We start from the raw sequence: 26467 nt of genomic DNA, 5'->3' as shown, positions 1-26467 counted from the left end.
TGCTTCAGCCAAATTTACTAGTTGAATCAAAAATAGCTTACAAATGCGTTCTTTTCTTGTAAATCAGGCTCAACTTTACTAATTCGTCGCGTCAGTTGATCTGTAGTTAGTGCATATTCACCTTCTTGTTGTCCTTGTTTTATTCTCTCCTCCATCTAGCTAGTAACAAGTGTAATAACAACCTACTGTTGAACTGGTTCATAATTAGTAAATTCAGTCTAGAACTTTCTCTTATTCCTTTGCATTTAGCCGCACGTAAGTATAAATACATCAGGAATTATTATTTGTTCGTGCTGTGACAAGACGCAATTTAGGCAGCAATCTCAGACATTATGACTTGACTTTTAGGTGTTCCTGGGAGCTATGTTCATTTTAAGCATAAGCATACTAGCCATCGGATCTTGTTGGAGCCAAAAATCTCGCTAATTCAGATTATTTAGCTGAATCAGCTTATAGTTGGAGATTTATATAAAGCAAAATCAACAGAAACTTTATTAAACAATTATTCATACTTACGTAACTACCTGTTTTTACAAAGAAAAAAGTATTTATAGTTTACTTTTTCACCCATAAATTATATAGTATTTATGTACTGCATAACTTTTAAAAGTGCCAATTTACCCTATTGCATAACGATAAGTTCACTAGCTTGTGTTCTGTCATATTTAAGAGTAAAATTGTCTATTATAGCAAATTTATAGTTTAAGCTAAAGGGGTATTAAGCGTGTCTAGTCTGTACAACACTGTAATGCAACTTACATCACCAACAACAGTGCTGTCAGGTATTGATCGTGCTAGAATATTAAATGATTTTGCATATAATTTTGGGTGGACACCAAGCGATATCCTAGAAATCCCATCAATCAGTGAATTTGCTAATGCCCACCTCATTGTTGAACATGGATTAGAAACACAGGCTGTTATAACCTTTTTACATAGAAGTTATATAGACTTAAGTTATGAAGAGAAAAAGCGTCTATTAAATATATCTTATAATAACCTAGTTGATTGGCATATTCAAATTGAGCCGGAACAAATATTGTATATTTTTAACCGTAGCTATCCTGAAAAAATTGTAGACTATCGCCGTATTTCTCGTGATAATTTAGATAATTTAAGAAGTAAAGCATTTGAACAGGTTTCAGGCAAAAGACCAAACCCAAATATTCCTGCATTAGATGATGCATTAATTAATACTATTTCCTTTTGGAAACGTAATTTGTATGCTGAGATTGCAAGTTCCATCTCTAACAGAGAACTTTCTGCTTTGTTTAATGCCATTATCTTTACTAGAGCAGTTGAAGATAACTACAGTCGATTATATTCATCTCTAAGAAATGATTTATCCAATTCTCAATTTTTATTTGAAAGTGTCATTAGAGCTAATGACGAACCATTAAGTATAAGAGAAGCTATTATCATAACTCTTGAACATTTTAATCAAAGGAATATTCCACAACATTTAGTTGATGAATCACTTCTAAGATGTTTTGATAGCTTAAACCATGAAACAGTATTAGCATTATTCACAGATTTTTATAGAATTAAATATGCGAAACCTTATGAATATGATTTCTCTCTAATATCTAAACATGCTCTAAGCCGCATTTATGAACGCTATACTAGCCTTTTAAGAATTACAGATACAGAAACTGTTCAGCTTAGCCTTTTTCCAGTTTTACCAGAAGAAGAGCCTAATAAAAGTTATGGTAGCTTTTATACTCCCCAATTTATTGCACGCTTCTTTGCAAGATATCTGCGTGAACAAATGCCACCACTCACTTTCAAAAGACTTCGTACTTTTGAACCTTCGATAGGCTCTGGAATTTTTTTAAGGACACTTTTGGAAATGCAGTGTGATCCAACACAGGGAGGAATTACAACTGAATTTATCAAAACAGCATTTGGAAGTATTGTTGGATTAGATATCGATCCAAATGCCTGTCAAGCTGCTCTCTTGTCTTTATCTCTTCTTCATCTAGTTCTGACTAATGAGCTACCATCAGAACTTTCAATATATACAGAGGAATCAATTAAGTATTATCAAGAGCATCCTGAATTGAAGGAAAGCTTTGATGCTGTTATTGCTAATCCACCTTTCATTGTTTTGACAAACCAAAGTGATGCAATGCGTCAGCGAGTTGCACAATTTATGAACACGGATGCCAGTGGAAAAATAGATTTATACTTAGCTTTTTTAAAAATTAGTATAGAAGTTTTAAAACCAGGTGGATATGGCTTGTTTGTCATACCTCACAATTTTCTTTTAGCTAAGAGTTCTGCTGGTATGCGAAAAATGCTTGTCCAAGAAACTTGGATTCGCTGTTTAGTTGATTTGTCTGATGTTCGAGTATTTGAAGATGTTAATTCTTATGTTATTCTTCTAATATATCAAAAACGATTTAATCTCGAGCCAGCGCCTTTAGCAACTATTGCTCAATGTCAAGAGCTAGTAGGACGCGCTCTACAAGATGTAGTGGAAGGCCGCCAAATAGAAACGAAGTTTTACAACATTTTTAATGTCAGCCAAAAAACTTTTTTAGCCGATGAATGGGTATTATTACCTCCATCTTTATCAGCTATTCAACGCAAGTTAGAAGCACTTCCAAAAATTGGTGATTTTACGCATATCCGAGTAGGATTGCAGACTGGTAATAATAAGGTATTCATTATTCCTGATAGCAAGCTGCCTAAAAATGAGAGAGAAATTTTCATTCCGTTATTGTCTGATCGGGAAATGGAATCTTATTGTGTTCCTGAAAAAGTAAGTACCTATCTCTTCTATCCTTACATCGATGGGCATAGATTAGAAGAAGATGATATAAAAAATAAGTTTCCAAAGACGTGGGATTATTTACTCAAACATAAAAATAAACTGGAATCACGTGCTTCAGCTCGTAAAAAACAAATCTTGTGGTGGGAACTAGAAAGACCACGTTTTGAATATTTAACTCGACCTAAAATTGTTAGTCCTCACTTAGCAATTATGCCTCGATTCTCACTAGATCGTGAGGGTAAATATGCTGTAATTCGTTCTCCCATAATTTATCTTAAGCAGCAAAATGCTGAATATGATTTATTACGTTATTTCACAGCTATTTTAAATTCCACAATTTGTTACAATTATATAGCTGAACATTCACATAAATATGGAAGTGGTTATTCAATGCTAGAGCCGAAAAGCATGATGAAAACTCCAGTTCCTGATCCAACCAAAGTATCCACTTCAATAATGCACCGTCTCTTACTATTGGTTGATAAGCGTCTACTAGCTTCAGGCCCTGACATAATTAAGCTTGAAATTGAGATTGATGAAATTGTAAGCGATCTCTATGGGTTTAACGCTGAGGAGCGTTCTATCTATGGCATTCCAGCTTAAAATATGAAAATTATTACTTCTAGTGTGGAGCTTCGAGATCGTCGCAAAGCAATAACTCAGATTCTAAAACCTCTTGCTTTAGATTATAAAAAACTTTCCGTATATCCTAGTAGTACACCAGAACAATACATTATACCAGTAAGAGATTCCAATAACAAATATTCTGATAAAAACTATACTAATTTTCGCTTTAAAACTACTGTTCCTAGTGTACACGCAATGTACTATGAGAAGTGGATAAAAAATTATCAAGATAAAAAATCCAAGAAAGAATTTTTTTACTTAGAACGAGCTTATCTTCACTTTTATATTATTGAACCTTCTCTGGGGGAAGAAAAAGAGTTTTTACTTCTTCATTGCGATCCAAATGAGCCAGATAACGCTGCTCATGCAAAGTATAAACAAAGCCTTCATCTCCACATAGAGTGTTCTGAAGCTTCTTGGCCGCATTGCGATGTTTGGCCGCATGCACATATTGCTTTAAATTCCGGATATCTTAATCATGTGCTTGCAGATGTTAATTCTTTAACACAAGCAATAAAAGATGCTGTACTCATGCTTAAAGAAGAAGTTTTAGACCAGTTTCCACAAAAATGATTATGGTCAAGGTCACTGTTTGTTTTCCACAGGATATTTATAAGTATTATGGGAGGTAGCGTGTCATGGTCTATCACGTCAAAATTGCCCCACCCATCAGCCGCTCATAGCGGTACTTTAACTCTTCTTTCATCAAATACCAACGTTCTAGAGTTGCATCTATTTCTATCACTTTCTCAGCTGCTTGCCGCGCCAACAGTAAAACTTCCTCATCTTCCACTAAACTTGCCAAAGTAAAATCTGGCACTCCCGATTGTCGAGTTCCCAGCACTTCTCCAGGGCCGCGAAAACGCATATCCATTTCAGAGATGAAAAAGCCATCCTGGGACTGTTCCAACACCTTCAGCCTTTGTTGAGCATCAGGACTTCTAGAACTGCTCATCAAAAGACAGTAAGACTGAGCCGCGCCACGACCAACACGCCCGCGTAATTGGTGCAGCTGCGATAAACCAAATCGCTCTGCATTTTCGATGAGCATGACTGTTGCATTAGGTACGTCAACACCAACCTCAACAACAGTGGTAGACACTAGAATCTGCGTTTGATTATCCCGAAATTTGGTAATTGCTTCGTCTTTGTCGGCTGAACTCATGCGACCATGCAATAATCCTACTTGAAAGTCTGGAAAAACACTTTCCTGTAGCTTTTGATGTTCTTCAACTGCCGATCGCAAATCCAGCTTTTCTGATTCTTCCACCAGTGGCAACACCACATAAACTTGCCTGCCTTGGGCAATTTCTCGGCGAATCAGGTCGTAAGCATGGGTGCGTTGCTGACCTGTTAACAAAGTGGTCTGAATCTTTTGCCGTCCTGGTGGTAACTCATCAATCTGGCTAACATTCATATCCCCGTGTATGGTCAGTGCTAGTGTCCGGGGAATGGGAGTAGCAGTCATAGTTAATACATGGGGTTGTTCGCCTTTTTGTTGTAGCAGCGCTCGCTGTTTTACGCCAAAGCGATGCTGTTCGTCAATCACCACTAACCCCAATTGCTGAAAGTTGACGGTATCTTGAATTAAAGCATGAGTTCCCACTAACAGAGGTAATTCGCCAGTTTCTAACTGGGAATGGATTTCTCGCCTTTTAGCAGTTTTGGTGGAACCTGTTAGTAATTCCACTGGTAAATGCAGGAGGTTAAACCAGTTAACTAACTTACGATAATGCTGTTCTGCTAAAACTTCCGTAGGAGCCATCAGTGCAGCTTGGTAGCCAGATTGAATTGCTGCCAAGATCGCAATCACGGCGACAACAGTTTTACCCGAACCAACATCACCCTGTACCAGACGATTCATTGGCACGGATTTTTGCAAGTCGTTGAGGATGTCGTTCAGGACTCGTTGCTGCGCGCCAGTGAGTTGAAAAGGCAGTAGCTTGTAGAATTTTTCAATTAACTGACCTTTGGGGGCAAGAATGGCGCTAGTTTGGATAGCCCTTGCTTGCTGCTGACGTTGCAGTAAACCAAGTTGCAAGTAGAAAAATTCATCAAATACTAGGCGACGACGGGCAACTTGTAAGGTAGCGCTGTCATCGGGAAAGTGAATATTAGCGATCGCATCCTTTAATTCCATCAAACCATACTTCTGCCGCAAACCATGAGGCAACGGGTCTTTGAGGTGAGCCGCAGCTGGCAACGCAGCAATGACTGCCTGTCGCACCATACTTGCCATCACACCCTCAGTTAAGGCATAAATTGGCACTACCCGCCCGATAGTTAGCGACTCAATCGTATCTCCTGGATTTGCTAGAACTTCCAGTTCTGGGTTATCCAACGTCAAGCCGTACTTGCTTCCTTTCACTAACCCACACGCCGCTACAATACTACCTACTGGGTAGCGGCGTTTTAAACTTTCTTGCCAAGCACGACTGGTAAAACGCGTACCAGCCCAGAAGCGACTAACTTTAATTTGACCAGTATTATCTTTAAGTATCAGTTCTAAAATTGATAATTTCTTATTCTTCGGGCTAGTAAAGCAATTGCAACGCTTCACCGTTGCCACTGTTGTCACAGTTTCACCCGCCTGCAACTCGCGGATATTCACCTGACGTGCATAGTCAATGTGGTCGCGAGGATAGTAGAAAAGCAAGTCACGCACAGTATACAAACGCAAAACTGCCAATTTATCAGCTTTTCTGATGCCTATTTCTGGTAGATCGCTGAGTTTTTGGTCAATTTTTGGAGCCAACCTCCGACTCACCTCAGCAACAATTGGAGACTTAGAATTTGGCTGGATTTTTGATGGATAACTTCTCCTCTGCTCCTCTGCTCCCTTGCTCCCTTGCTCCACGGCAGTTGCTCCACTTGGGGAAACCCCAAGACCGCCCTGCCTCCCCTGCTCCCCTTGCTCTTTTTGCAGTTGGTAGAGATACCTACGAGCTTCCGCCACCAAGTGCTGTCTGTCTTCCAGCCCCAAATTGGGATAGTTAGCAAATTTAACTGCTAGTTCTTGCCAATAGCGGCGTTCAATAGAAGGCAAAGCTGTGGGAAATTTACCAAAAGTCAGGCTCAGAAATTCGCTGAAGCGGTATTGCTTACCCATCAAATCTGTAAAGCCATGTTCCGCCTCTATTGCCAAAGCCTTGTGCAATCGTATCCAATCTGGTATGTCATTAGTCATTGGTCAATGGAGTTAGGAGGAGCCACTGCGTTGCGGAGCCAGTCTCGTGGGCGGCTGCCTCCCCGTTGTAGCAAGTGGCGTTGAGGAGTTAGGAGTTGTAAGTTTTGAATTAATAACTCATAATTCATAACTCATAACTTTATTCAAACCAACTGGCACGCCATGCAGCTTCAGCTTCAGCAACTGAGCGTTCCCGTTGCTTTTTTTGATACTCTCGTCCTAGCTTGTTTAGCTGAACTAAGATATTGCGAATTTGCTTGCGGCTAGATGAGACCATCACGTCAGCAAATTCAATTTCACCCAGCCGTAGGTTAATAGCCATGATCTGTGTCAGACCGCTGTTTTCTGTATCCTGCTCATTTTCAATTTCAATTACTAAGTTTAAAAGGTTAGGCGGTCCTGGCATAACCTCAGCAGATGCTTCCGATACAGCCGCAGCCGCTTCTAAAATAGGTTCTGGTAATTTTTTAGGTAAAACACCAGCTTTTTGTAATAAAACATTAGCGTTATGGGAGACTTTTTTCAGCGCCTGCTGAGTCAGATATTCCAGGCTCTGTTGCCATTTTGCCAATTCTATTGGGTTAGAAAGGTCAGGAGTGAGAGCCTCTTGGACAGCAGCACTGAGGGACACAGGAGATGAAGAAAGGGACACGGGGACAGGTGAACGTGGTGAGGAAGTCGGAGTCGTGGACGCTACTTCCTCCAAATCGGCAGAATTACCCAACAGATTAGCTTCGGTTTCCGTCGAGTCTGTTAGCCCAGCGTTAGCGACGTTAGGAGCGTCACTTCCCAACTCGAAAGATGACACGGTGACATTTTCACTATCTGCGTCTTCTTCTGTTGCTCCCTCATCACCTTCATCTTCTTCATCTTCCCCCTCTGCCTGACTCTTCATATAAGTAAGCAACTGCTTAGCTGCCTGTTGTCCTAATTTGCGGATGGCTTGTTGCAATTGTTGCCGCTGATGCAATGACAACTTCAGGAAGTTTTCGGGATACCCTTGAGTACACAGGTGGTAACTTGCCAGAATCAACTGCTTCTGTAAGGCTTGCCCTAAAGAGTTTAAATAACTGGCATAAGCATTGTGAAGTTCTGTTGCGATCGCCCGTATCGCTTCTTGCAGTGCTGCAATATCCCGCTCAATTTGCTCAATTGCTCTTGCCATATCTTCTGTTGATTGCCCATTAGAACCAAATTATGGTACAAATGTACGCATTTATTCTAAAGTAACTATCCAAAGGATTTTAAATTTTAAACTTTATATTAACTATGTTCTAAGCTTTGACCAAAAATATTCATCAGTTATGGTCGGCTGAGAACTAATAAAATACAGGTCAGTATAGTTTAACTGACCTGTCCTTGAAAGAGTCTTTTGTCAGTTGTCATTTGTCAGTTGCTATTAACGACTGACTAATAACTAATGACTAATGACTAAATTACTTGCCACCCATTTGTGCGGCAACTTCCTCAGCAAAGTTACTTTCTTGCTTTTCAATGCCCTCGCCTAGCACATAGCGAACAAAGCGGCTAACTTGAATGTCTTCACCTACTTTAGCCTTAACTTGCTTCACCAAGTCTTCTACAGAAATACTCTGATCGCGAATGTAAGGCTGATCTAGTAAAGTCAATTCTTTCAGGCGTTTTTCAATCCGCCCCTGAACTATTTTTTCTTTGATGTTATCTGGTTTGTTCGCCAAATCATCCCGCCCCATTTCAATGTCTTTTTCTTTTTGAACCACTTCAGCAGGGATTTGGTCTACGCTTACATACTCAACATTCGGACAAGCCGCAACTTGCATAGCGGCATTCCGTGCCAAGGTTTGGAACTCTTCATTACCAGCCGCAGACTCTGTTTTAGAGTTCAGTTCGACCAATACACCAACTCGACCGCCAGTGTGAATGTAGCTGTCTACTTTACCTGGTGTGCCTTCTGCTAGGGAAAAATTGACAAAGCGACGCACCTGGATATTTTCACCTAGGTTGACGATGGTTTGCTTGATGAAGTCTTCTACGGTCAAGCTTTCATCTTCAATATAGGGTTGAGCTAACAAAGACTCAACACTATCAGCAGTCGCTGCTTGCTTAGCTAGGTTCTTAACTAAAGCTTTAAAAGCTTCGTTACGGGCAACAAAATCGGTTTGGCAGTTTACTTCTATTAGTACACCTACCCGACCACTGGGCTGAATGTAGGTGTCCACTAGACCTTCTGCCGCAATGCGATCGCTTTTTTTACCCGCCGAAACTAGGTTCTTTTTTCGTAGCCAGTCTACGGCTTGCTCTATATCGCCATCAGTTTCTTTCAGCGCTTTTTTGCAGTCCATCATGCCTGCACCAGTTTTTTGGCGTAGCTCTTGGACGAGTTTTGCAGATATTTCCGCCATGTTGCCTCAATTCCTAACTTGACCTCGAGTTGTAATCGCTCACGGGTGTTGAGTATTTCTATCTTACTCAGGACGATGACAAGGATGAAGTGTGAAGTGTGAAAGATAAAATTTTATCTTTCTTTAGTTATTCTTCTTCCTCTTCCTCATCGGGAATCAGCGTGTCAGTATACTCGCTTTCATCGTATTCGTAATCTTCTTCAGCACCTTCGTAATCTTCGTAATCTTCTTCCGCATCCAGCTGACCGTGACGGCCTTCATAAATCGCATCTGCCAATTTGCCGACTATCAACTTAATCGATCTAATTGCATCGTCATTGGCTGGAATAGGAATATCTACTACATCTGGGTCACAGTTTGTATCCAGCATAGACACAATTGGAATTCCCAGTTTTTGACATTCTTGAACTGCGTTGTACTCCCGCCGTTGGTCTACAATTACTACGACATCGGGGACTTTCCGCATTGTTTTAATGCCACCTAGGTATTTCTGAAGCTTCGCCATTTCTCGACGCAGCATAGAAGCTTCTTTTTTCGGCAATAAATCAAGAGCGCCACTTTCTTCACGACGTTCCAAATCTTTGAGGCGGTCTGCTCTGGTTTTAATGGTCGCCCAGTTGGTGAGCATTCCACCCAACCAGCGCTGGTTGATGTAGTGAGAACCACAACGAGCAGCTTCTTGGGCGATAATTCCTGCTGCTTGCCGCTTGGTGCCGACGAAGAGGAATTTTTTCCCTTGCTCAGCTTGGGTACGCATGTAGTTGTAGGCATTATCCATCAACTGTGCAGTCTGTACCAAGTCGATGATGTGTACGCCATTGCGGGATGTGTAAATGTATGGAGACATTTTCGGGTTCCAGCGGCGGGTCTGATGCCCAAAGTGAACCCCTGACTCCATCATTTGAGCCAATGAAACGACTGGCATATATTTTTTAACTCCTATTCGGGTTAAACCTCCACCCAAGCGTATTTCCCAAAGCAGGAAACACCCGAATTCTTAGGTGTGCGAGATTAGTCAACTCTCCTAGGATAGCACAGTACTAGGTTAACCTAGTCTATTTTGCTAGAGAATTTACTAGTGGCAATCGCTGATGTGTTTGACTTCAGGTAGCACGTTTAATTAGATATATCTGGGTTAACCTAGCGTTTTACATCGAAAATTTACTAGCTGGCGCTCATTATGATGCTTTCTGCACTTGAGAATAAGCTTCGTAAACGCCTTTGACGTTGTACCAGTTCAGAAAAATTCGCGCAATTTCTAAAGCTAACTGGGGTTTACCTAGATTAATTAACCATTGCAATAATGGAGCCATTGTCTTTTCGTTCAGGCTGCCATTGAGTGAAATAATTCCCCAAAGTAAGCGATGGAACCAAGTCATTTGAATCATCATCTTCACTTCCCAAGTGGGGTGCTTTTGATAGAATAAAACTCCCATCCTTCCGCGTTGAATTTCTTTTTCTATCAAGCTAGGAATTTGTTCTAATTTAAATGCTGGATGCCAGTGATAGCCAACAGCTTCTGGACATTTAATAAGTTTTAAACCTAGCTGTTTCAGCCTTACACCTAATTCTAAATCTTCCCAACCGTAAAGTTGAAAGCTGGTATCAAACAATCCGGCTTTTTCTAGCCAGTGTTTGGGAATTGCTACATTTCCAGTGGCAAAAAAAGCAGCTGAGAAATCTGTGATTTTATAGGGTTCAGCAGTGGGATTATCGAAATTACAAGTATTAATAACTGCACCATAAGTAAAAAAGCGATCGCTGTTAAATTGCTCTTTTACCTGTACCAGTGCCTCTGTATGAGCTTGTAAGAAATTTTTCAGCACTACTAAATCACTATCAATAAAAATAATTGTGTCTCCTAGTGCTTTTTCTACACCTAAATTCCGCGCCGCAGCTGGGCCAGCATGATCTTGCTGAAACCAGCGAACATGAGGAAATTCATCTTTGTGTGCTGCCAACCACTCTAATGTGCCATCAGTAGAACCATCATCTACCAAGACGATCTCATAACCACTAATGGCATTTGATGTACCCAACTCCTGTACTTCTAAGGCTCGGAGGCACTTTTCTAAAATTGACTGGCGATTATAAGTCGGTATAACAACGCTGAAAAACACAGTCTCACCCAAAACAATATTACATTATCTCCAGGATAGGACAGGGGGGTACTGAGCACTGTTCCTTATGGAGCTAGCAGTTTTTGTCCCAAAAATATTTTGTGTAAAAATTAAATTTCAAATATTCAGATTTTACTAATTATTTATACAAAATTATCAGTTATTTTACTAGTGTAATTACTGTTTTTGCAGGAATATTTATAAGCTTTGTGTAGAAAAAAATCAAAATAACTGGGTAATTTTCTACGGACTATTGCTTAGTAATTTTGATGCAATTACTAAGTGAAATCCTGGCAATATAAGAAACGTTAATAAGCCATCTAATTCTTCCTGTATCCAATCGAACAAACTTGACACATACAAGAAAAAAACAAATAGGTTTTGAGTTTATCTAAAAATTCTTTCAGTGATCCCACCCATGACACTGGATCGACAGATGCGATAAAAGAATTGTAATCTGAATCAATAAAAACCCAATCCCAAATAGTAGATTGAAAATTAACTTATTTAGACGAGACAAAGACCAAGCGACGACTGCGAAGCGTCAATTGCTCGAGGCGCTCCGTTGTCGCGATCTAGCTGCTATTAATACTTTAATTGCGCGGTGGCAAAAAACTATAGGGGAAGAAAAGTTAACTGATGTGATAGTTAACCAGGTAATGGTCGAGTGCGATTCTGATAGCCACCGTTGGTTTTTGCAACGTTTTCTTGAGCAATCAAAGTATCAACAAATGCAGCAACAAGCCCAAAATCATGTCTTTCACATTTTAGTGAATACGGGCTTAGAACCTGGCAAAGACTTCAGCTTCGGGTCAGACAGTGAGATGATTATTAGCGATCGCGCTAAGCAAACCTTACTCAACCATCTGCCACAAGAACATCGGGCATTGTTTGAGGCACAGTTGCAATCCTCGCCGATTTCAGATCCAATTATTGCGATCGAACAACAGTTAGGATGTGCATTTTTTACGAATTTAACCAAGATAGCATCCGAACAGATGCAGGTACTGGATAATTCTCAGGCGGCTGCTTATCTAGGAGTATTGCTAGCTGGTTTGATAAAGCGTCATCCTGCACTGCAAGAGGTAGACTTCCCCACGCGATTTATTTTTAACGTTCTCCAAGGGTTGTCACCAGAGCGAGCAACGGCCATCCTTAATGATGAAGAAACAAATCCTCAGTTCGATGAAAGTATCATTTGCCAGGATTTACTAGCTTCGCTCGGAGAACACCAATTTCATAGCCTTGCTGAGGGAGAAGGTAATATGAGTGTCGAGCAGCTCAAACAACTGGATTTGGTTTGGTTTGGTGAGCGTCGGTTGGCGGAAATCGTAGCTGTCATACCGAGATAGAGCAGAAAGTAAGGTGCAAATGTATCTACCAAAAAATCAATGTGTGCCTTGTCCAGCAGATATAACAATGCTAGGCAAGGCACACTTTATAAAGCTATGACTTGGCTAGGCCAAGCTTAATAAATTCCAAATACTGACCCCACAGTTGACTTAATCGAATCTCTTGCATCCTTCAAAGTCTGGGCAATAGGATGCTTACTCTGTAAAAACAAACGGGCACAATTGCGTCCTGGCATTCCGGAAATGGAACCACCTGGATGAGTTCCCGCACCAGTCAGAAATAAATTCTCAATTGGGGTTTTGTAGTTCGCTAATTCTGGCAAAGGACGGAAAAATACCATTTGATCTAAGGACATATCAATGTGGTAGTAATTTCCTTTGTATGCACCCAATCTTTCGCCTAATTCCGCTGGACTCTCTACACGACGGGCGATAGTTGCGTTTTTGACATTTGGTGCATAAGTTGCCAACTTGTCAACTACTCTATCTGCAACTTTGTTTTTTAATTCATCCGTCCAACCAGTACCTTTTAAGCCTGTGCCTTCTGCACCCGCAATTTGATAAGGGGCGAAAAACTCAATCCACAAGGTATGCTTACCCGGTGGTGCTAAGGTTGGGTCAAGGGCGCTAGGCATGACGACATACATTGATGGGTCAGAATCAGGTATCTCGCCCAAGGTACATTTACTATGAGCCTGTTCGACATGTGCAACGGAATCTGCAATCAAGATAGATCCAATGAGATATTCATCTTTGTGCGCGTGGTATGGAAAGCGCAGGGGTTCATCTAAAGCCAAATCTATCTTGAGGATAGTTTCGTTATTGTTAACAATGCGGCGTTCTAATCTTTCCCACAAGTCTGGTTCAACTGCATCGATATCGCTTTTATCAGTCATTTGCAAAAATAACCGTTTAGCATCGATGTTAGAAATTACCCCGTATTTGGCGCGATATTCTTTACCACCAGCTACCCGCACGCCAACTGCTTTGCCATCGTCAATCAAAACTTTTTCAACGTGCTGGTCTGTGAGAATAACGCCACCTTTACTTGTGACTAAATTCACCAAAGCTTGTACAAGTGCGCCAGTACCGCCGCGAGGTCTGGCCATGCCAGGGTTATGACGCATTGCCATCATGATTGCACCGATGGCAATGGTTTTTTGCGATGGCGGCGCACCGAGTTCTGCTGCTAGTCTTGCTAGTGGTGCTTTGAGAAATTCTTCATCGAACCATTCGTTTAGTAAATCTTCGGCGCTGGTCAGCATATTGCGAATAAAGTCCAGCGTCTTGTTGGGAGAACCGATGACAGAAAATAAATCTTTCAGTTTTGTGATGTCGTAGTTGCCGACTATATCTATAACTGATTTTGGTGGTGCGTTGAATATAGGAATCATTGCACCGAGTGCCCGTTGCCAGTAGTCTGTAAATTCTGCGTATTTTTTAGCATCGCGATCGCTATATCTGGCAATTTCTGCACAAGTCTTGTCCACAGATTTGTGTCCTAAGAAATACTTGCCGTCGGGATGAGGACAGAAGACAACTGGATCGCACTCCAAATATTCCAAGCCGTATTTTTTCAGTTCTAATTCTTCAACAACTGGCCCGAGATGAATAAATTCGTGGTCAATGGCACACAAATTAAATTTAAATCCTGGTGCTTCTTGTGGTAAACATTCTTCAGTTGTTGCTGCACCACCAGGAACGGAACGCTTTTCTAGTAGCAGAACACTATAACCAGCTTTTAGCAAATAAGCTGCACATACTAGGCCATTATGTCCCGCACCAATAATTACAACATCATATTCTTGCATATTTGTTTTTTTAGAATCAACTAGCTTTTCTAGCTTAGAAAATTTTTAATATATTACCATCACTCATTAGTTACAAAAATTAGCATTCTTGGTTGATTCTACTATCTATATATCCTACTGAGGAGATAGTACATTTGAAGATAAGGGTATTTGCTTTACATAAGCTTCTACCAAAAGCGTTAAACTACCCTTTTCTAACTCTAGATTTTTAACACTAAACTTCATATCATCCCACTCAAAGTATGGTTGGTTTACTAATTCTTTGACCTTTTGCATCAATGCTACAATTAATTCTATTGACATGCCCTGTCCTTCAGTGCAGTTGAAACTCTCCAGCATCAATGGTTGTGAAGAAGTACGTGGATGAACGATCGCCTGATAAGCTAATGAGCGAGTGTTTCCCTTTTCTTTCAACAACAATTTGCCTCGAAATTCAATTTGGTCATCTCCAGGTAAAAAAACCTGAATTTTTTGCGACTCAAAATTCACTATTTCGCCATCGACATTCACATCAAAATTTATCCCTAAACTGCGAGTAAAATCTGAAGATAAAGTCCGGTTGATATCTGTTTCTGTGAGTATAATACGCGCAAGGGCTTTTACTGGCTCATCTAATTTAATTTGACCCAAAAGAGCGCTTAACGGATTGATAGCAATGCTGTCTGTTTGCAGTTTTATTTCCTGGACGCGGATATCTTCTCTTATTACTAATCCTTGACCGGAAACTGAAACTGCGTTCGCCTGTCCTTGAACTATTTTTAACACATCGGTTTGCACTTCTATGTCTATTTGTTCGACTTCATCCAACTCGTGCAATACCCTTCTTTTTGCTTCCTGCGATAGCAATTTCCCTTCTAAGCTTTGCTCGTCACGCATAAAATGATAATCTCCTAATATCCTATTACTCTTTACTGTAGATGTTGGATATCAAGAGTGTATCTATAAAACGATATATCTAAATTGGAAGATAGAATAACTACCTAAAAAATAATTTTCACCTATTTATTTTTGCCTTTTTACCGCTCGCAATTTTAAGACAATGAAGTAAGTTTGTGTATTTCTTGAGAAATAGCGATCGCTTCATGATTTTAACTTAATAATATGGTCAAAAATCACTTGCGATCGGGAATTTAAGTTGGAACGTTTCGATCGCTGTCTAATGGATTTAGTAGAATACTTTTCCCCAGTGTATTTTACCACTAGACTTAGCTTCCGTTTGTCTTTTTAGATGCCGAGCCTCGATAAATTCGATCCATTTGCTCTGGAGAAAGTAGTGTCATCGGAAAACGTTGAGATGCAGAAATAGTAAATTCCTCAGGTGATTGAAACTCCTGTTGTTGAGTTTTGCTAGAAGGAATTTCTTGATTGCTAATTGGAAGTGGGAGTATCTTATCTACCTCCGATGGTGGAAGCTGGCTTTGAGGTAATACATAGCCATGATCTTGTGCATCATATGCCAAAATTTCTCCTGTCTCAATTTGATAAATCCAAGCATAGATGTTGAGTTGCCCTCGGTAGAGCTTAGAGCGAATCACCGGATAAGTCCGCAAATTCTCAATTTGGGTGAGTACATTCTCGGCAATGATGATTTCTAACAGTTCTTCCCCTTCATAGTGGCTGTAGTGGTCTAGAACCAGTCGTCGGGTTGCCTCTGCATATTTGAGCCAGTCATGTACAAGTGGCATTTCTGCTCGCAGGCTGTCTAACTTCATTAACCCTTTCATTGCACCACAATGCGAGTGACCACAGACGATAATTTGTTGAATATCTAATGCTTGAACAGCATATTCAATTGTTGCCCCTTCACCACCATTAGTAGCACCAAATGGTGGAATAATATTGCCTGCATTACGGATCACAAACAATTCACCCAACTCGGCTTGGGTCATCAGGTTTGGATCGATCCGCGAATCAGAACAGGTAATAAATAATACTCTGGGCTTTTGACCATGAGAAAGTTGTTCAAATAGTTCTTGATGCGTGTGAAAATAGCTAGCTTTGAATTCGCGCAGACCTCTAATCAATTTTTTCATAAGTTCTCTATCTTTTTTGCTGTTTCTTGAGGATGAAAATTCTTGTTCCCCACTCCCTAGTTCATTTTTCACTGAACTGCCTTAGGCATATTTGCGCCCATGGCTGTGGGCACTTTACTACCCGACAATTATGTTTAACTGCATCGTATCATCTTTGGCGCAGACGCTTAGCGTCTGCGCCAAAGCAAAAGTAATCAGAGAAATTTTTAACTTTTGGGAACTCCAAAAAATAAATTATCCAATTCCTTCATGCAACACTAACATCAGATTCTTCTTCACCAGCCTCCCCAGTTCCACGGCAGTTGCTACAACGGGGGGAAGTCCTTTTACAGTACTTCTGGCGGGGCAATATCAGTCCCAACGCTGACACCAATATGACTAGATTTCAGACCTGGTTTGGCAGTTGGTTCGCTTTTTTGGGATGATTGAGACAGGGATGAAGATGGGGGAATAACACTATCTGGATTCAGTGCCCTGTCCGCATTTGCTTGCTGAGAAAGCAGCGATAATCCTCCTACTGCGCCAGCCACTAGGGCTGTATAGCCTACATACAAATGCATGGGACGTATATCCACTGCTAATTTCCCAGAAATATTTTTAGACTCAGACCAAGAGGGCAAAACTGATTTCACTGTGTCGGGTGCAGGTAAAGAAGCAGCCAAAATTGTCCCGTTTAATCCTAAAGCATTTCCCATGAGGCGGATAAAACCGCGCACAATGACATCTTCTGCCAATAACTCAGCGCTACAATTTTCTACTGCCTCCATTTGATGGATTGGGATGTGAGTGTAAATGTTCAATTGACTCAGAGAAAGATTTTGAGACTCACGGGCTTGTTTGAGTTGCTGAGCTATTTGCCGCAGTTGTTCCAAGCGTTGTTCAGCAGCTATTTGCTTGGCTATTTCAGTTTTGGAAGGTTTTTTATTTGGCTTTAGCCACTTCATCACTGTTGCTACTGGAGTGCTGTTTTCTGAGTTTTTTGCTGGATGTGTGGTTGTATTTGTCGCTACTTGAGGTGGCAATGCTACACTTTCGTTGCTAGTATTCGCACTATTTTTGAGAGAATGTAATTTAACACTAGCTATACAACTTGACAAATCACTAGTGTTTTCTTGTTCAACATTGGTTGCAACATCTGAATGTTGATGAATATCTGCTACTTGTTGATGTTGAGCAAACTGCTGGAATGCTAAACCAATAGCTTCTCTGCCTACAGCTTTAAACAAAATTTTAGCCTGTTCGCTTGAAGAACCTAGCAACTTTTGTAACCTAGCGACAGCACGACGATAAACTGTACTACGATGCAGTTCAGCTTCAATTTCACCTAGTAGCGATCGCAATTCATCTTGAGAAATTTCAATAGTATGATTTTCAGCAATTTTTAATAAATACGTAGATGTTATCGTCATGATTGCAGTATCTCCCAACACTTACCCACAGAAAGTAGTTTTATCTGTATAAATTATTCTTCTGTTTTTAAATAGGTCAGGATATTTCTGTATCATTTTTTTTACTGGATGATATTAGACAACCTGCGAGCATGTACTTGTTGAACGAAAGACTTCACCCATTGCAGATATTCTGTCTCGGCAACTACAGCTACATCGTTATGTTCTGCACCTGGAACTAAAATCAACGTTTTAGGTTCAGGTGCAGCAGCATACAGTTTTTGGCTCATGAAAGACGGTACGGTAGAATCGGCAGTACCGTGAATGATTAAAACTGGCGTTTTCAATTGTGGTAATTTTTTAATTGACTCAAACCGCTGTGTCAATATCAAATCGACGGGAAATATCTGAAACAGGTTCCGATAAGCTATTAACTCTCGGATAGAAGTAAAAGAACTTTCCACAATCAATCCCGCTACTTCTGGAAGTTTGACTGCTAAATCAATAGTTATTGCGCCTCCAAGAGAATGTCCATAAAGAAAAATTTGGTTGGGTGGAATCTGGCACTGGTGTACCAGATAATTCCAAGCTGTCACTGCATCCTGATAAACGCGCTTTTCATTAGGAAATAGCCCCTCACTGCGACCATAACCCCGATAATCAATTAATAAGACCGAAAATCCAAGTTGATAAAACCGATTGGTATGAGATATATTTGCGCCGATATTAATACCATTCCCGTGCAGATACAACAATACCCTGGCATCAGGTTGGTTGGACTCTATCCACCAACCATGGATATGTTCTACCGTACCTGATTTAGTTAGCACAGGTAAGTAAATATCCTCATAGGGGAGATTAAAAAATTCTGGTGTCTTTTCAATTACACGGGAGGGAAAGAAGATATACCGAGGTTGCTGAACAAAAAGATATAGACAAATCGCCAAGTAAGCGATCGCCGCAACTATCCCTAACAGAAGTAGCAGTTGTAACCCTAATTGTGTTGCTAGTTGCAGTTTGTTTATTGTCATGCAAGAGATTTTATAGTTTTATAAGTACTGTTAAATATGGTAATTATCTACTAACCAAGTGAGGTTAGTGATTTCAATTTAGAATTAAACAGAACAAAAAAAATCGTATTTCAGTAAAAATATTTACCTTACTTAAGAAGTTATACAGTGGGAAAGTAAGCATTAGTCAAGACTAGGAGAAGGCCGTGACACTTTTAAATGAGGCTCAACTTGAGCAACTCAAGGAAATAAGTCAATATTTATTGCAAGTAAGACAAGAGAAATCCATACGTATAGAAGAAGTAGCTGCTAGAACACATATCCAACTAGCTTCTTTGAAAGCTTTAGAAGCAGGGAAATTTGAAGAATTACCAGAGCCTGTTTACGTTCAAGGATTCATCCGTCGCTACGGAGATGCTATCGGACTGGATGGTAATAGTTTAGCAAACACTTTCACAATTAATATCATTCCTTCAGGTGCCAAAGTTAGTAACACTACAAACAATCATAGTCAAAATTTAGACACAAGACGAAATATACACATACCTCTTTTCGTACCCTACATTCTATTGTTAGTGGTTGCTTCTATTGGACTCATCTATGTACTCAATCCCAAACTAATAGTAGAAACCTTTGCTTTGTTGGCTAAACAACAAAACCCAGTATCTACCTCCAAACAAAAAACAACACCATCACCTGTACGTTCATCGCCTCAAGTCGAATCTATAGCCCAGCAACACAACTCAGCATCTACCTCCAAAGCAGCACCTGCACCTTCATTGGCTGTAGCACCTTCTGAAAGCACAGCAAAAAATGTGGAAGTCACTTTAGAACTTCAAGATAAATCGTGGTTAAGAGTGAAAGTGGATGGAAAGACAGAATTCGTGGGTGAGTTAACCAAAGGAGAACGAAGAACCTGGACAGCAGAAAAACAGTTAACTGTCCGTTCTGGTAATGCGGGTGCTGTTTTGATTACTGTTAACAATCAACCAGCAACACCTTTAGGAAATCAAGGTGCTGTTAAGGAAGTTATATTCACGCCAGAAGTTAATAGTCAGGAGTCAGGAGTCAGGAGTCAGTAGCTTTTGTACAACTAACAACTCAGCACTTCTAACTCCTTACTTTTTACTCAGCAACGCCAGTCCGCTGAAGTCAGGTAACCCTTGACGCTCGAGAACTCGCGCTTCGCTGCGCTAACGGCAGTTCCTTATGGGGGAAACCACGCCACTTGCTACCCTGCGGGAAGCCCTTCGGGTGACGCTCCTAACGTCGCTACCGCTACGCTAACACCAGTCGCTCATGGGGGAAACCCCCAAGACCGCGCTGGTTCACCGCGCAGAGCGCGTCTACAAGTCGGCAGAGCCGACGACACTTGCTTCAATGCTCTTAACCCGCGCAACGCAGTGTCTCCCCAAGACCGGACTGCCTCATCACGCGGCTGGCTCTTCAGCACTCAAAGTTGTGGCTGGCGTAAATGCCAAGTAGTTGATTGCTCGTAAGCGTAAGCAACCTGAAGTAGTTGGTCTTCTCTTAGTACTTTACCCATGAGTTGCAAACCAATTGGCAGGTTATTGTTATCAAAACCACATGGCACACTTATACCTGGTAAACCAGCAAGATTTGCAGGAATCGTCATCAAGTCAAGTAAATACATGCTCAAGGGGTCAGTATTTTTTTCTCCTGTTTTAAAAGCTGTGGTGGGAACAGTAGGACAGGCTAGCACATCAACTCGATTGAAAGCCCTTTCAAAGTCTTGCTTAATCAAGGTACGGACTTTTTGCGCTTTCAGGTAGTAGGCATCATAATAGCCAGCAGAAAGGGCATAGGTTCCAATCATTATCCGGCGTTTGACTTCTGCACCAAAACCACTGGCGCGGGTACGAGTGTACATTGACAACAGATTTTCTGCATCAGGAGCGCGATAACCGTACTTAACGCCATCGTAACGGGCTAAATTGGCTGACGCTTCCGATGGTGCGATGATGTAGTAGCTAGGTACACCATAGCGGAAGTTAGGACAGGAAATTATATGAATTTCGGCTCCCAAACTTTGTAGCTGGTCAATGGCTTTGGTAACAGCTTGTTCGACACCAGAGTCTAAACCTTCACCAAAAGTTTCTTTGATGATACCAATTCGCAACTTTCTTCTAGCTTTAAAGTCTGGTTTTAAGCTGGCGGCGTAGTCGGGAATTTCAACTTTGAGGCTAGTAGAATCTTTGGGGTCGTAGCCTGCGATCGCACTCAACAATATTGCAACATCTTCTACTGTGCGTCCAAACGGGCCAATTTGATCCAAAGACGAAGCGAAAGCCACCAACCCGTACCGAGAAACTAATCCATAAGTTGGTTTTATGCCCACAACACCACAGAAAGATGCGGGTTGTCGAATCGAACCGCCAGTGTCTGAACCAAGTGAAACCACGCATTCTTCTGCCGCCACTGCTGCTGCGGAACCCCCAGAAGAACCACCTGGAACCCTTGATAAATCCCATGGATTTGCCGTGATGTGGTAGGCAGAATTTTCTGTGGAACCACCCATTGCAAACTCATCTAAATTGGTTTTGCCTACCATTACCGCTCCTCCATCAACCAGTTTTTGTGTCACTGTTGATTCATAAGGCGGTACAAAATTTTCCAAAATTCGGGAGGCGCAAGTGGTAGGAATCCCTTTGGTACACATATTATCCTTAATACCAATGGGAATACCTGCTAGCAATCCAATTTCTTCTCCAGCAGCAATTTTGGTATCCACAGCACGAGCCTGTTCTAACGCCTGTTGTGCTGTTACATGTAAGAAACTGTGCAACTTCGGCTCTAACGCTTGAATGCGGTCTAAAGCTTCTTGGGTAATTTCAACGGCGGAACGTTCTTTTTTGATTAGCTGTTCGTGCAACTCGCGGATGGATGCCATGATTGCTCCCTTTGTGACTCAAGTCATTGATTTTAGTACATATTTACGGGGACTGGGTACTGGGTATTGGGGATTGGGTACTGAGGATTAGTTCTTTTCCCTCATCTTCCCACTCCTCCACTCCTACTCCCTTTTTTAAGATAGATTTTGTAGTATTAGCATGGGCTAAAATTCAATACTGGTTAATTTATAAATTAATTTTAAAAATTTTATTTGGGGGGTTGGGAAAGATGGTTAAAATAATTGCTCGCAGATATGTAGGCACAGAAAATGTCTATGACATTGGGGTTGAACGCGACCATAACTTTGCTATTAAAAATGGTTTGGTCGCTTCTAATTGTTTCAACAAATCCCATTCAACTGCTTATGGATATGTCACTTATCAAACTGCATATTTAAAAGCTAATTATCCATTAGAATATATGGCGGCACTGTTGACGGCTAACAGTGGCGACACAGATAAAGTGCAGAAATATATTAACAACTGCACGAGTATGGGTATTCAAATAGATCCGCCAGATATTAATCGCTCTGGTCTAGATTTTACGCCCGCGGCAGGTAAGATTTTATTTGGATTTTCAGCAGTGCGAAACGTAGGACAGAATGCGATCGCCTGTATCTTGGAAGCCAGAAATGAGGGAGGGGACTTTACATCACTTGCCAATTTCTGCGATCGCGTCGATTTGCGTGCTGTTAATCGCCGCACTTTAGAGTCGCTAATTTATTGTGGAGCCTTTGATAAACTCGAATCTAATCGCCATCAGTTAATCAAAGACCTGGAACTTGTGTATGAATGGGCGCAGTCCCGTGCTAAAGATAGGGCTAGTGGTCAAGGAAATCTCTTCGATTTATTGGGTGGATTTTCTACTGTTAGTAATACAACAAAAAATAATGGCTTTGACAGCGCTCCCAAAGCTAGCGCTATTCAGGATTTTCCCCCACAGAAAAAGTTGCAGATGGAAAAAGAGTTATTGGGATTTTATGTATCAGACCATCCGCTAAAATCCTTAAGGCAAACAGTATCACTCTTAACTCCAATTAATCTTTCACAACTTGGCGAACAAAGAGAAGATACAAAACTTTGTGCGGTTGTCATGCTCAATGGTGTGAAAAAAGTGATGACCAAAAAAGGCGACCCAATGGCAATTTTGCAAATAGAAGATTTAACTTCACAATCGGAAGCAGTTGTTTTTCCTAAAACTTACGAACGCATCGGTTTTCTACTTGTAGTTGATACTAGGTTAATTATTTGGGGTAAAGTAGACCGACGAGATGAGCAAACTCAATTAATAGTTGAAGATGCAGAACCAGTGGAAACAGTACAAATGGTGATGGTGGAACTCAATCCCCAACAAGCAGCCAACATTGAAGAACTGCATCGCTTGAAAACTATTTTGCAAGAACAGTCAGGAGACAAAGAAAAGGCTAAAATGCCAGTGATTGGAATTGTACAAGCTGAAAATTCTCGTAAACTGGTTCGCTTAGGTTGGCAATTCTGCGTGCAAGATTCTCGAATCACAGTTCAAGCTCTGCAAAACGCCAGATTTACTGCTCATTTAAAACCTTTACTTAGTAATTAAAAAAATTTTAGATTTTAAATTTAATAATTCAAAATTGGGGTATTACTAAATATATAAGTGCTGCAAAACAGAAGTCATTTCCGTAGAAGAGTAGCAGTAAGACAGTCCAGTTTTGGGGAACCAGTCCGTTGCTTTGGTTCCCCCGATGAAGAACTGCCAAACCCTAACTACTAAGGGACTTCCAAATAACCGCACTTCCTACAAGTCGGGAAACCCGCGCACGCAACTTCTCTGTGTATCTGTCTCTTGAAAAGTTGCGACACCGTAAGTCAGCGCTCATACTTTTCGCTGTGTCTGCTTAGTAGCCTGCTTCCTCGCAGCGGTACGAGAACGCCTAAAGCAGATCTGAAGGGTAGCAATTGATGTCGCCGAGTAAAGACATAGGCAACATCGCATTTCTACTTATTAATACTGTTTATCTTGATATAAGTTTTATGTTTTAGATAACAGTATATTGCTGTATCAATATTGGATTTTCATCTTTTTTTCGTTACTTCTGCGGATGATGCTTTACCTTAATGAATGGTATATTTTTATGCTAAGGGAATACTTGGGCGATAGTCAGGGGAAGGAGCTAAAACTTGATGATTGCAAACGATTTATATCAATTTGTTTCTTATTGTAAAAAAATTCAACCCCAAACTCAGCAAGACATTCAACAATTTTTTGAAGGGGTTATTGTCTTTCCTTATGATAATGAACTTCTATTACAAGCTTATTTATTTCTGAATATTAAATCCTTGTTTCCTTCATGCCGTGAGTTACTATTATTTGAAAAATCTCCAATTGCAGATTATACAGATTTAGGAAAGTGCGATTTTGTCTACCTGACATTTCAAGGCAATCTATTTTTAATAGAAACTAAATTTATTGATACAGAGGCAAAAGGAGCAACAGAAAGAAAAAGAAGAAACAAGCATAGAAATAAAGTTTTTGAGCAAGTTATTACTTTAAAAAGTAGATTTAGTGAATATTGGGATATCAGGCTTGAACAATTAGAATGTGGTGTTTTTACAACCGATCCAGAAGTTGACTGGCGAGGCAATGATGTTAATGTCATAACAAAATCAATATCTATAGAGTATCTAGAAAGATGGCGTAGAAATTATAAAAATAATAACTATATTTGAAATCTTAAAATATAAAACATTACATAAAATTATTATTCGCCCTTACTATAGCAATCTTAAATAAAAAATAAGATTCCCGATTTACTCAAAAGTCGGGAATCTCAGCTTTGGTAAAACACTATTAAGACAAGAATAGCCAGTTGCTTTTCTAGAGCGTAATAAGTAGTGTTGGAGAGTAATCCAATCAATCGAAAAACATTGTAAACCTCAAGCACAGCTAGGCTTTTGAGACACAGGCTTGTGAGTATATTTATTTTAAGTACAAATGTACTAATTTATTGCTAAAATGCCTTACAAGCTCAGTAGCCTTGCAAGAGAAACTATGAGAGAAATCGAACACAGTTACAAACAGCACATTTCGCTTCCGTTTTCCTTGTCACAACCTACAACTGTGACTAATGCAATAATGCCACTGCAACCACAACAAGAAAACATCGTTGGTGAATGGGAGCGTTTAGTAGCGCAAGCGCAACGTATTAATCAGATGGCGGCGGAGTTAGAAGCTACGATATTGGAATTGAAAGCAATAGCCAATACACTCAACAGTCAAAGAAGCCGTCTGCAAGAGAATGGTAAGGCATACAAAAGCATTTGTAAGTATTTGACAGTGAGTGTCCCTTGGGTGAGACAAAAGCCAGATGAGTCATTTATCCTTACAACACGGAAAGTTGATTTATTCCGAGCAGAAAGGGAAGCCGCACTGTTAGCCCAGAAACTTCGCCAACAAACTAAAAGAAAAAGATTGGCATCGCAGCGACATAGAAAAAACAAGAATACGACTGATGCTGACACAAGTCGCTTTTTCTAAAGGGCGCTAATCAACAAATCTTAAAATTATGAAGATTCAACCACAGCCCACGTCTTAGGCTGTAACAGTTATGCTGAGTGAAGTGGTAGCTAGTACTTCTTCCCCAAAGTTACCAGATGCCATACTGCTATAGCAATTCCAACAACTCTCCCAACTTCTCAGCAGTAGGAAAAGTTGCTTTCGGAAGCAAAAAGGCAGAACTACCTTAAGCGTTGCACTCTTGGAAAAAACGAGAGTGCAACATCAGGGAAAATCAATCAGCGTATAAAAGAGGTAAAAAGAAGGTGTTAAAGACACTTTTGGTAATTGCCATTGGTTTTTTACCCTCCCTATTTTCGCTGTGGATGATCCGTAAAACCCACTTGCGAACACGTTTACGGATGAGGCAAGCAGCCATGAATTTTTCAGGGGTAAGGGTACGGCAAATCCGACCTGTTGAAGGCGATCGCTACTATTTAGAAGGGGTAGGCTACCTCATTGGCGATATTAGTTGTAAATTTAATGCCGAGTCGGGTTATATCCGTTGTGCTGTCAATCCCAGTGGCCCTTGTCAGGGTTGCCGTCACTATGAGCCAAAGGAATTGGCTGCTAGGGAACATAGGGCTTAAGAATTCTCACTCTCTAAATCTTAGGGTTTGTCAGTATGTCTGCCAAATTTTATATACTAGTAGATTAATTACCCATCCCTTAGAAGTAGTTACTAACGTCGCTAGAAAAATTACCCAAGAGTCAAATTTCCAACTCAGAGCTAATGTCACAAGCAAAGATGAAGTAGGAACATTAGCTATTTCACTGAATAAATTAGTGGAATGGGTAGGAGATTACACTCAGGAGTTAGAGCTAGCTCGCCAAACTTTAGAGCAACGTGTAGAAGAACGAACCCATGAACTTCAACATGCCTTGGAAGACTTGAAAGCAACCCAAGCACAATTAATATAAACAGAAAAAATGTCTTCTCTTGGGCAAATGATAGCAGGTATAGCTCATGAAATTAATCATCCTGTTAACTTTATTTATGGTAATATTGAATGTGCCAATGAATACATTGAAGTTTTGCTCGCTCTCGTAGATTTATATCAGCAATGTTACCCAGATTCAGACTGGATAATTAAAGAAAAAATTGAAGAAATTGATTTGGAATTTATTAGCAAAGATTTATTGAATATATGTTCTTCTATGAAAATAGATGCTCAGCGTATCCGAGAAATTGTGTTACAGCACTTCCCGTTGTTATGAGGTACAGTTAGTAAGAAGAAAAATAATATCTTTTCATGAAAGCATATTCAATCGATCTCCGAGAAAAAATAGTTGCAGCACATATTCAGGAGAAAATATCAATTCGTCAAGTGGCAA

At 40.4% G+C, this 26467-nt stretch carries 23 protein-coding genes; 11 read left to right on the top strand and 12 right to left on the bottom strand.

Features of this window, described 5'->3' with window-relative positions; all coding sequences use genetic code 11:
- The first annotated feature begins 748 nt into the window (after positions 1-748).
- Together RMY31_RS16530 and RMY31_RS16525 are read left to right on the top strand one after the other, a co-directional pair.
- Complete coding sequence (locus RMY31_RS16530) at positions 749-3379, top strand: Eco57I restriction-modification methylase domain-containing protein (RefSeq protein WP_409878024.1); 2631 nt, start codon at positions 749-751, stop codon at positions 3377-3379.
- A gap of 3 nt (positions 3380-3382) precedes the next feature.
- The gene (locus RMY31_RS16525; RefSeq protein WP_322663410.1) at positions 3383-3976 is read left to right on the top strand and encodes a hypothetical protein; all 594 of its coding nucleotides are present in this window, start codon (positions 3383-3385) and stop codon (positions 3974-3976) included.
- A 73-nt stretch (positions 3977-4049) separates the two neighbouring features.
- On the opposite strand, the gene recG is transcribed toward RMY31_RS16525, so the two are convergent.
- From recG to RMY31_RS16495, 6 genes are all read right to left on the bottom strand, one after another.
- Positions 4050-6590: an ATP-dependent DNA helicase RecG gene (recG, locus tag RMY31_RS16520; protein WP_322663409.1), complete on the bottom strand. Its 2541-nt coding sequence runs from the start codon at positions 6588-6590 to the stop codon at positions 4050-4052.
- Entirely contained in the window at positions 6587-6718 is a 132-nt protein-coding gene (locus tag RMY31_RS16515) for a hypothetical protein (RefSeq protein ID WP_322663408.1), read from the bottom strand. Before RMY31_RS16515 ends, recG begins: the two co-directional genes overlap by 4 nt.
- Before the next feature lie 11 nt (positions 6719-6729).
- Positions 6730-7755 carry a hypothetical protein gene (locus RMY31_RS16510; protein ID WP_322663406.1) on the bottom strand — a complete coding sequence of 342 codons (1026 nt, stop codon included), beginning with the start codon at positions 7753-7755 and terminating at the stop codon, positions 6730-6732.
- A 271-nt stretch (positions 7756-8026) separates the two neighbouring features.
- Positions 8027-8971: a translation elongation factor Ts gene (gene tsf / locus RMY31_RS16505; RefSeq protein ID WP_322663404.1), complete on the bottom strand. Its 945-nt coding sequence runs from the start codon at positions 8969-8971 to the stop codon at positions 8027-8029.
- A 127-nt stretch (positions 8972-9098) separates the two neighbouring features.
- On the bottom strand, positions 9099-9896 hold the full coding sequence (gene rpsB / locus RMY31_RS16500; RefSeq protein WP_322663402.1) for a 30S ribosomal protein S2: 798 nt from the start codon (positions 9894-9896) through the stop codon (positions 9099-9101).
- Between the two features lie 253 nt (positions 9897-10149).
- On the bottom strand, positions 10150-11091 hold the full coding sequence (locus tag RMY31_RS16495) for a glycosyltransferase family 2 protein (protein WP_322663400.1): 942 nt from the start codon (positions 11089-11091) through the stop codon (positions 10150-10152).
- A 491-nt stretch (positions 11092-11582) separates the two neighbouring features.
- Between RMY31_RS16495 and RMY31_RS16490 the strand changes: the two genes are divergently transcribed.
- On the top strand, positions 11583-12443 hold the full coding sequence (locus tag RMY31_RS16490) for a hypothetical protein (RefSeq protein WP_322663397.1): 861 nt from the start codon (positions 11583-11585) through the stop codon (positions 12441-12443).
- A 116-nt stretch (positions 12444-12559) separates the two neighbouring features.
- Here the strand turns inward: RMY31_RS16490 and crtO are convergent, their stop codons facing one another.
- The 5 genes from crtO to RMY31_RS16465 all read right to left on the bottom strand — a co-directional run bounded on the left by crtO (position 12560) and on the right by RMY31_RS16465 (position 18706).
- Positions 12560-14254: a beta-carotene ketolase CrtO gene (gene crtO, locus RMY31_RS16485; protein ID WP_322663395.1), complete on the bottom strand. Its 1695-nt coding sequence runs from the start codon at positions 14252-14254 to the stop codon at positions 12560-12562.
- Between the two features lie 114 nt (positions 14255-14368).
- A complete protein-coding gene (locus RMY31_RS16480; RefSeq protein ID WP_322663393.1) occupies positions 14369-15130 on the bottom strand; it encodes a DUF2993 domain-containing protein in 762 nt (253 codons plus the stop codon).
- A gap of 329 nt (positions 15131-15459) precedes the next feature.
- Positions 15460-16287, bottom strand: coding sequence for a carbonic anhydrase (locus tag RMY31_RS16475; protein ID WP_322663391.1), 828 nt, complete (start codon positions 16285-16287; stop codon positions 15460-15462).
- Positions 16288-16613: 326 nt separating this feature from the next.
- Positions 16614-17696: a helix-turn-helix domain-containing protein gene (locus RMY31_RS16470; RefSeq protein WP_322663389.1), complete on the bottom strand. Its 1083-nt coding sequence runs from the start codon at positions 17694-17696 to the stop codon at positions 16614-16616.
- 101 nt (positions 17697-17797) lie between these two features.
- Positions 17798-18706 (bottom strand): alpha/beta hydrolase, encoded by a 909-nt coding sequence (locus RMY31_RS16465; RefSeq protein WP_322663386.1) that lies wholly within the window; start codon positions 18704-18706, stop codon positions 17798-17800.
- A 185-nt stretch (positions 18707-18891) separates the two neighbouring features.
- Between RMY31_RS16465 and RMY31_RS16460 the strand changes: the two genes are divergently transcribed.
- Both RMY31_RS16460 and RMY31_RS16455 read left to right on the top strand, forming a co-directional pair.
- On the top strand, positions 18892-19767 hold the full coding sequence (locus RMY31_RS16460; RefSeq protein WP_322663384.1) for a RodZ family helix-turn-helix domain-containing protein: 876 nt from the start codon (positions 18892-18894) through the stop codon (positions 19765-19767).
- A gap of 81 nt (positions 19768-19848) precedes the next feature.
- Complete coding sequence (locus tag RMY31_RS16455; RefSeq protein ID WP_322663383.1) at positions 19849-20184, top strand: hypothetical protein; 336 nt, start codon at positions 19849-19851, stop codon at positions 20182-20184.
- Here RMY31_RS16455 and gatA read toward each other — a convergent pair.
- Positions 20139-21596, bottom strand: a complete 1458-nt coding sequence (gatA, locus tag RMY31_RS16450) for an Asp-tRNA(Asn)/Glu-tRNA(Gln) amidotransferase subunit GatA (RefSeq protein ID WP_322663381.1) — start codon at positions 21594-21596, stop codon at positions 20139-20141. The two genes, RMY31_RS16455 and gatA, sit on opposite strands and share 46 nt — an antisense overlap.
- A gap of 230 nt (positions 21597-21826) precedes the next feature.
- Between gatA and RMY31_RS16445 the strand changes: the two genes are divergently transcribed.
- The 6 genes from RMY31_RS16445 to RMY31_RS16420 all read left to right on the top strand — a co-directional run bounded on the left by RMY31_RS16445 (position 21827) and on the right by RMY31_RS16420 (position 26350).
- On the top strand, positions 21827-23176 hold the full coding sequence (locus RMY31_RS16445; protein ID WP_322663379.1) for an OB-fold nucleic acid binding domain-containing protein: 1350 nt from the start codon (positions 21827-21829) through the stop codon (positions 23174-23176).
- Between the two features lie 584 nt (positions 23177-23760).
- Positions 23761-24306, top strand: a complete 546-nt coding sequence (locus RMY31_RS16440) for a hypothetical protein (RefSeq protein ID WP_322663378.1) — start codon at positions 23761-23763, stop codon at positions 24304-24306.
- Between the two features lie 391 nt (positions 24307-24697).
- Entirely contained in the window at positions 24698-25114 is a 417-nt protein-coding gene (locus RMY31_RS16435; RefSeq protein WP_409878023.1) for a hypothetical protein, read from the top strand.
- Positions 25115-25398: 284 nt separating this feature from the next.
- Positions 25399-25722 carry a DUF6464 family protein gene (locus RMY31_RS16430; RefSeq protein ID WP_322663374.1) on the top strand — a complete coding sequence of 108 codons (324 nt, stop codon included), beginning with the start codon at positions 25399-25401 and terminating at the stop codon, positions 25720-25722.
- Positions 25682-26053 (top strand): HAMP domain-containing protein, encoded by a 372-nt coding sequence (locus RMY31_RS16425; RefSeq protein ID WP_322663371.1) that lies wholly within the window; start codon positions 25682-25684, stop codon positions 26051-26053. Before RMY31_RS16430 ends, RMY31_RS16425 begins: the two co-directional genes overlap by 41 nt.
- A gap of 9 nt (positions 26054-26062) precedes the next feature.
- Positions 26063-26350: a hypothetical protein gene (locus tag RMY31_RS16420; protein WP_409878022.1), complete on the top strand. Its 288-nt coding sequence runs from the start codon at positions 26063-26065 to the stop codon at positions 26348-26350.
- Positions 26351-26467: the final 117 nt, after the last annotated feature.

It is taken from the genome of Dendronalium sp. ChiSLP03b (genome assembly GCF_034531165.2).
Taxonomy (GTDB): Bacteria; Cyanobacteriota; Cyanobacteriia; order Cyanobacteriales; family Nostocaceae; genus Dendronalium; species Dendronalium minutum.
The sequence above is the reverse complement of the archived record's forward strand: the minus strand, read 5'-3'. Positions and strand labels throughout refer to the sequence as shown.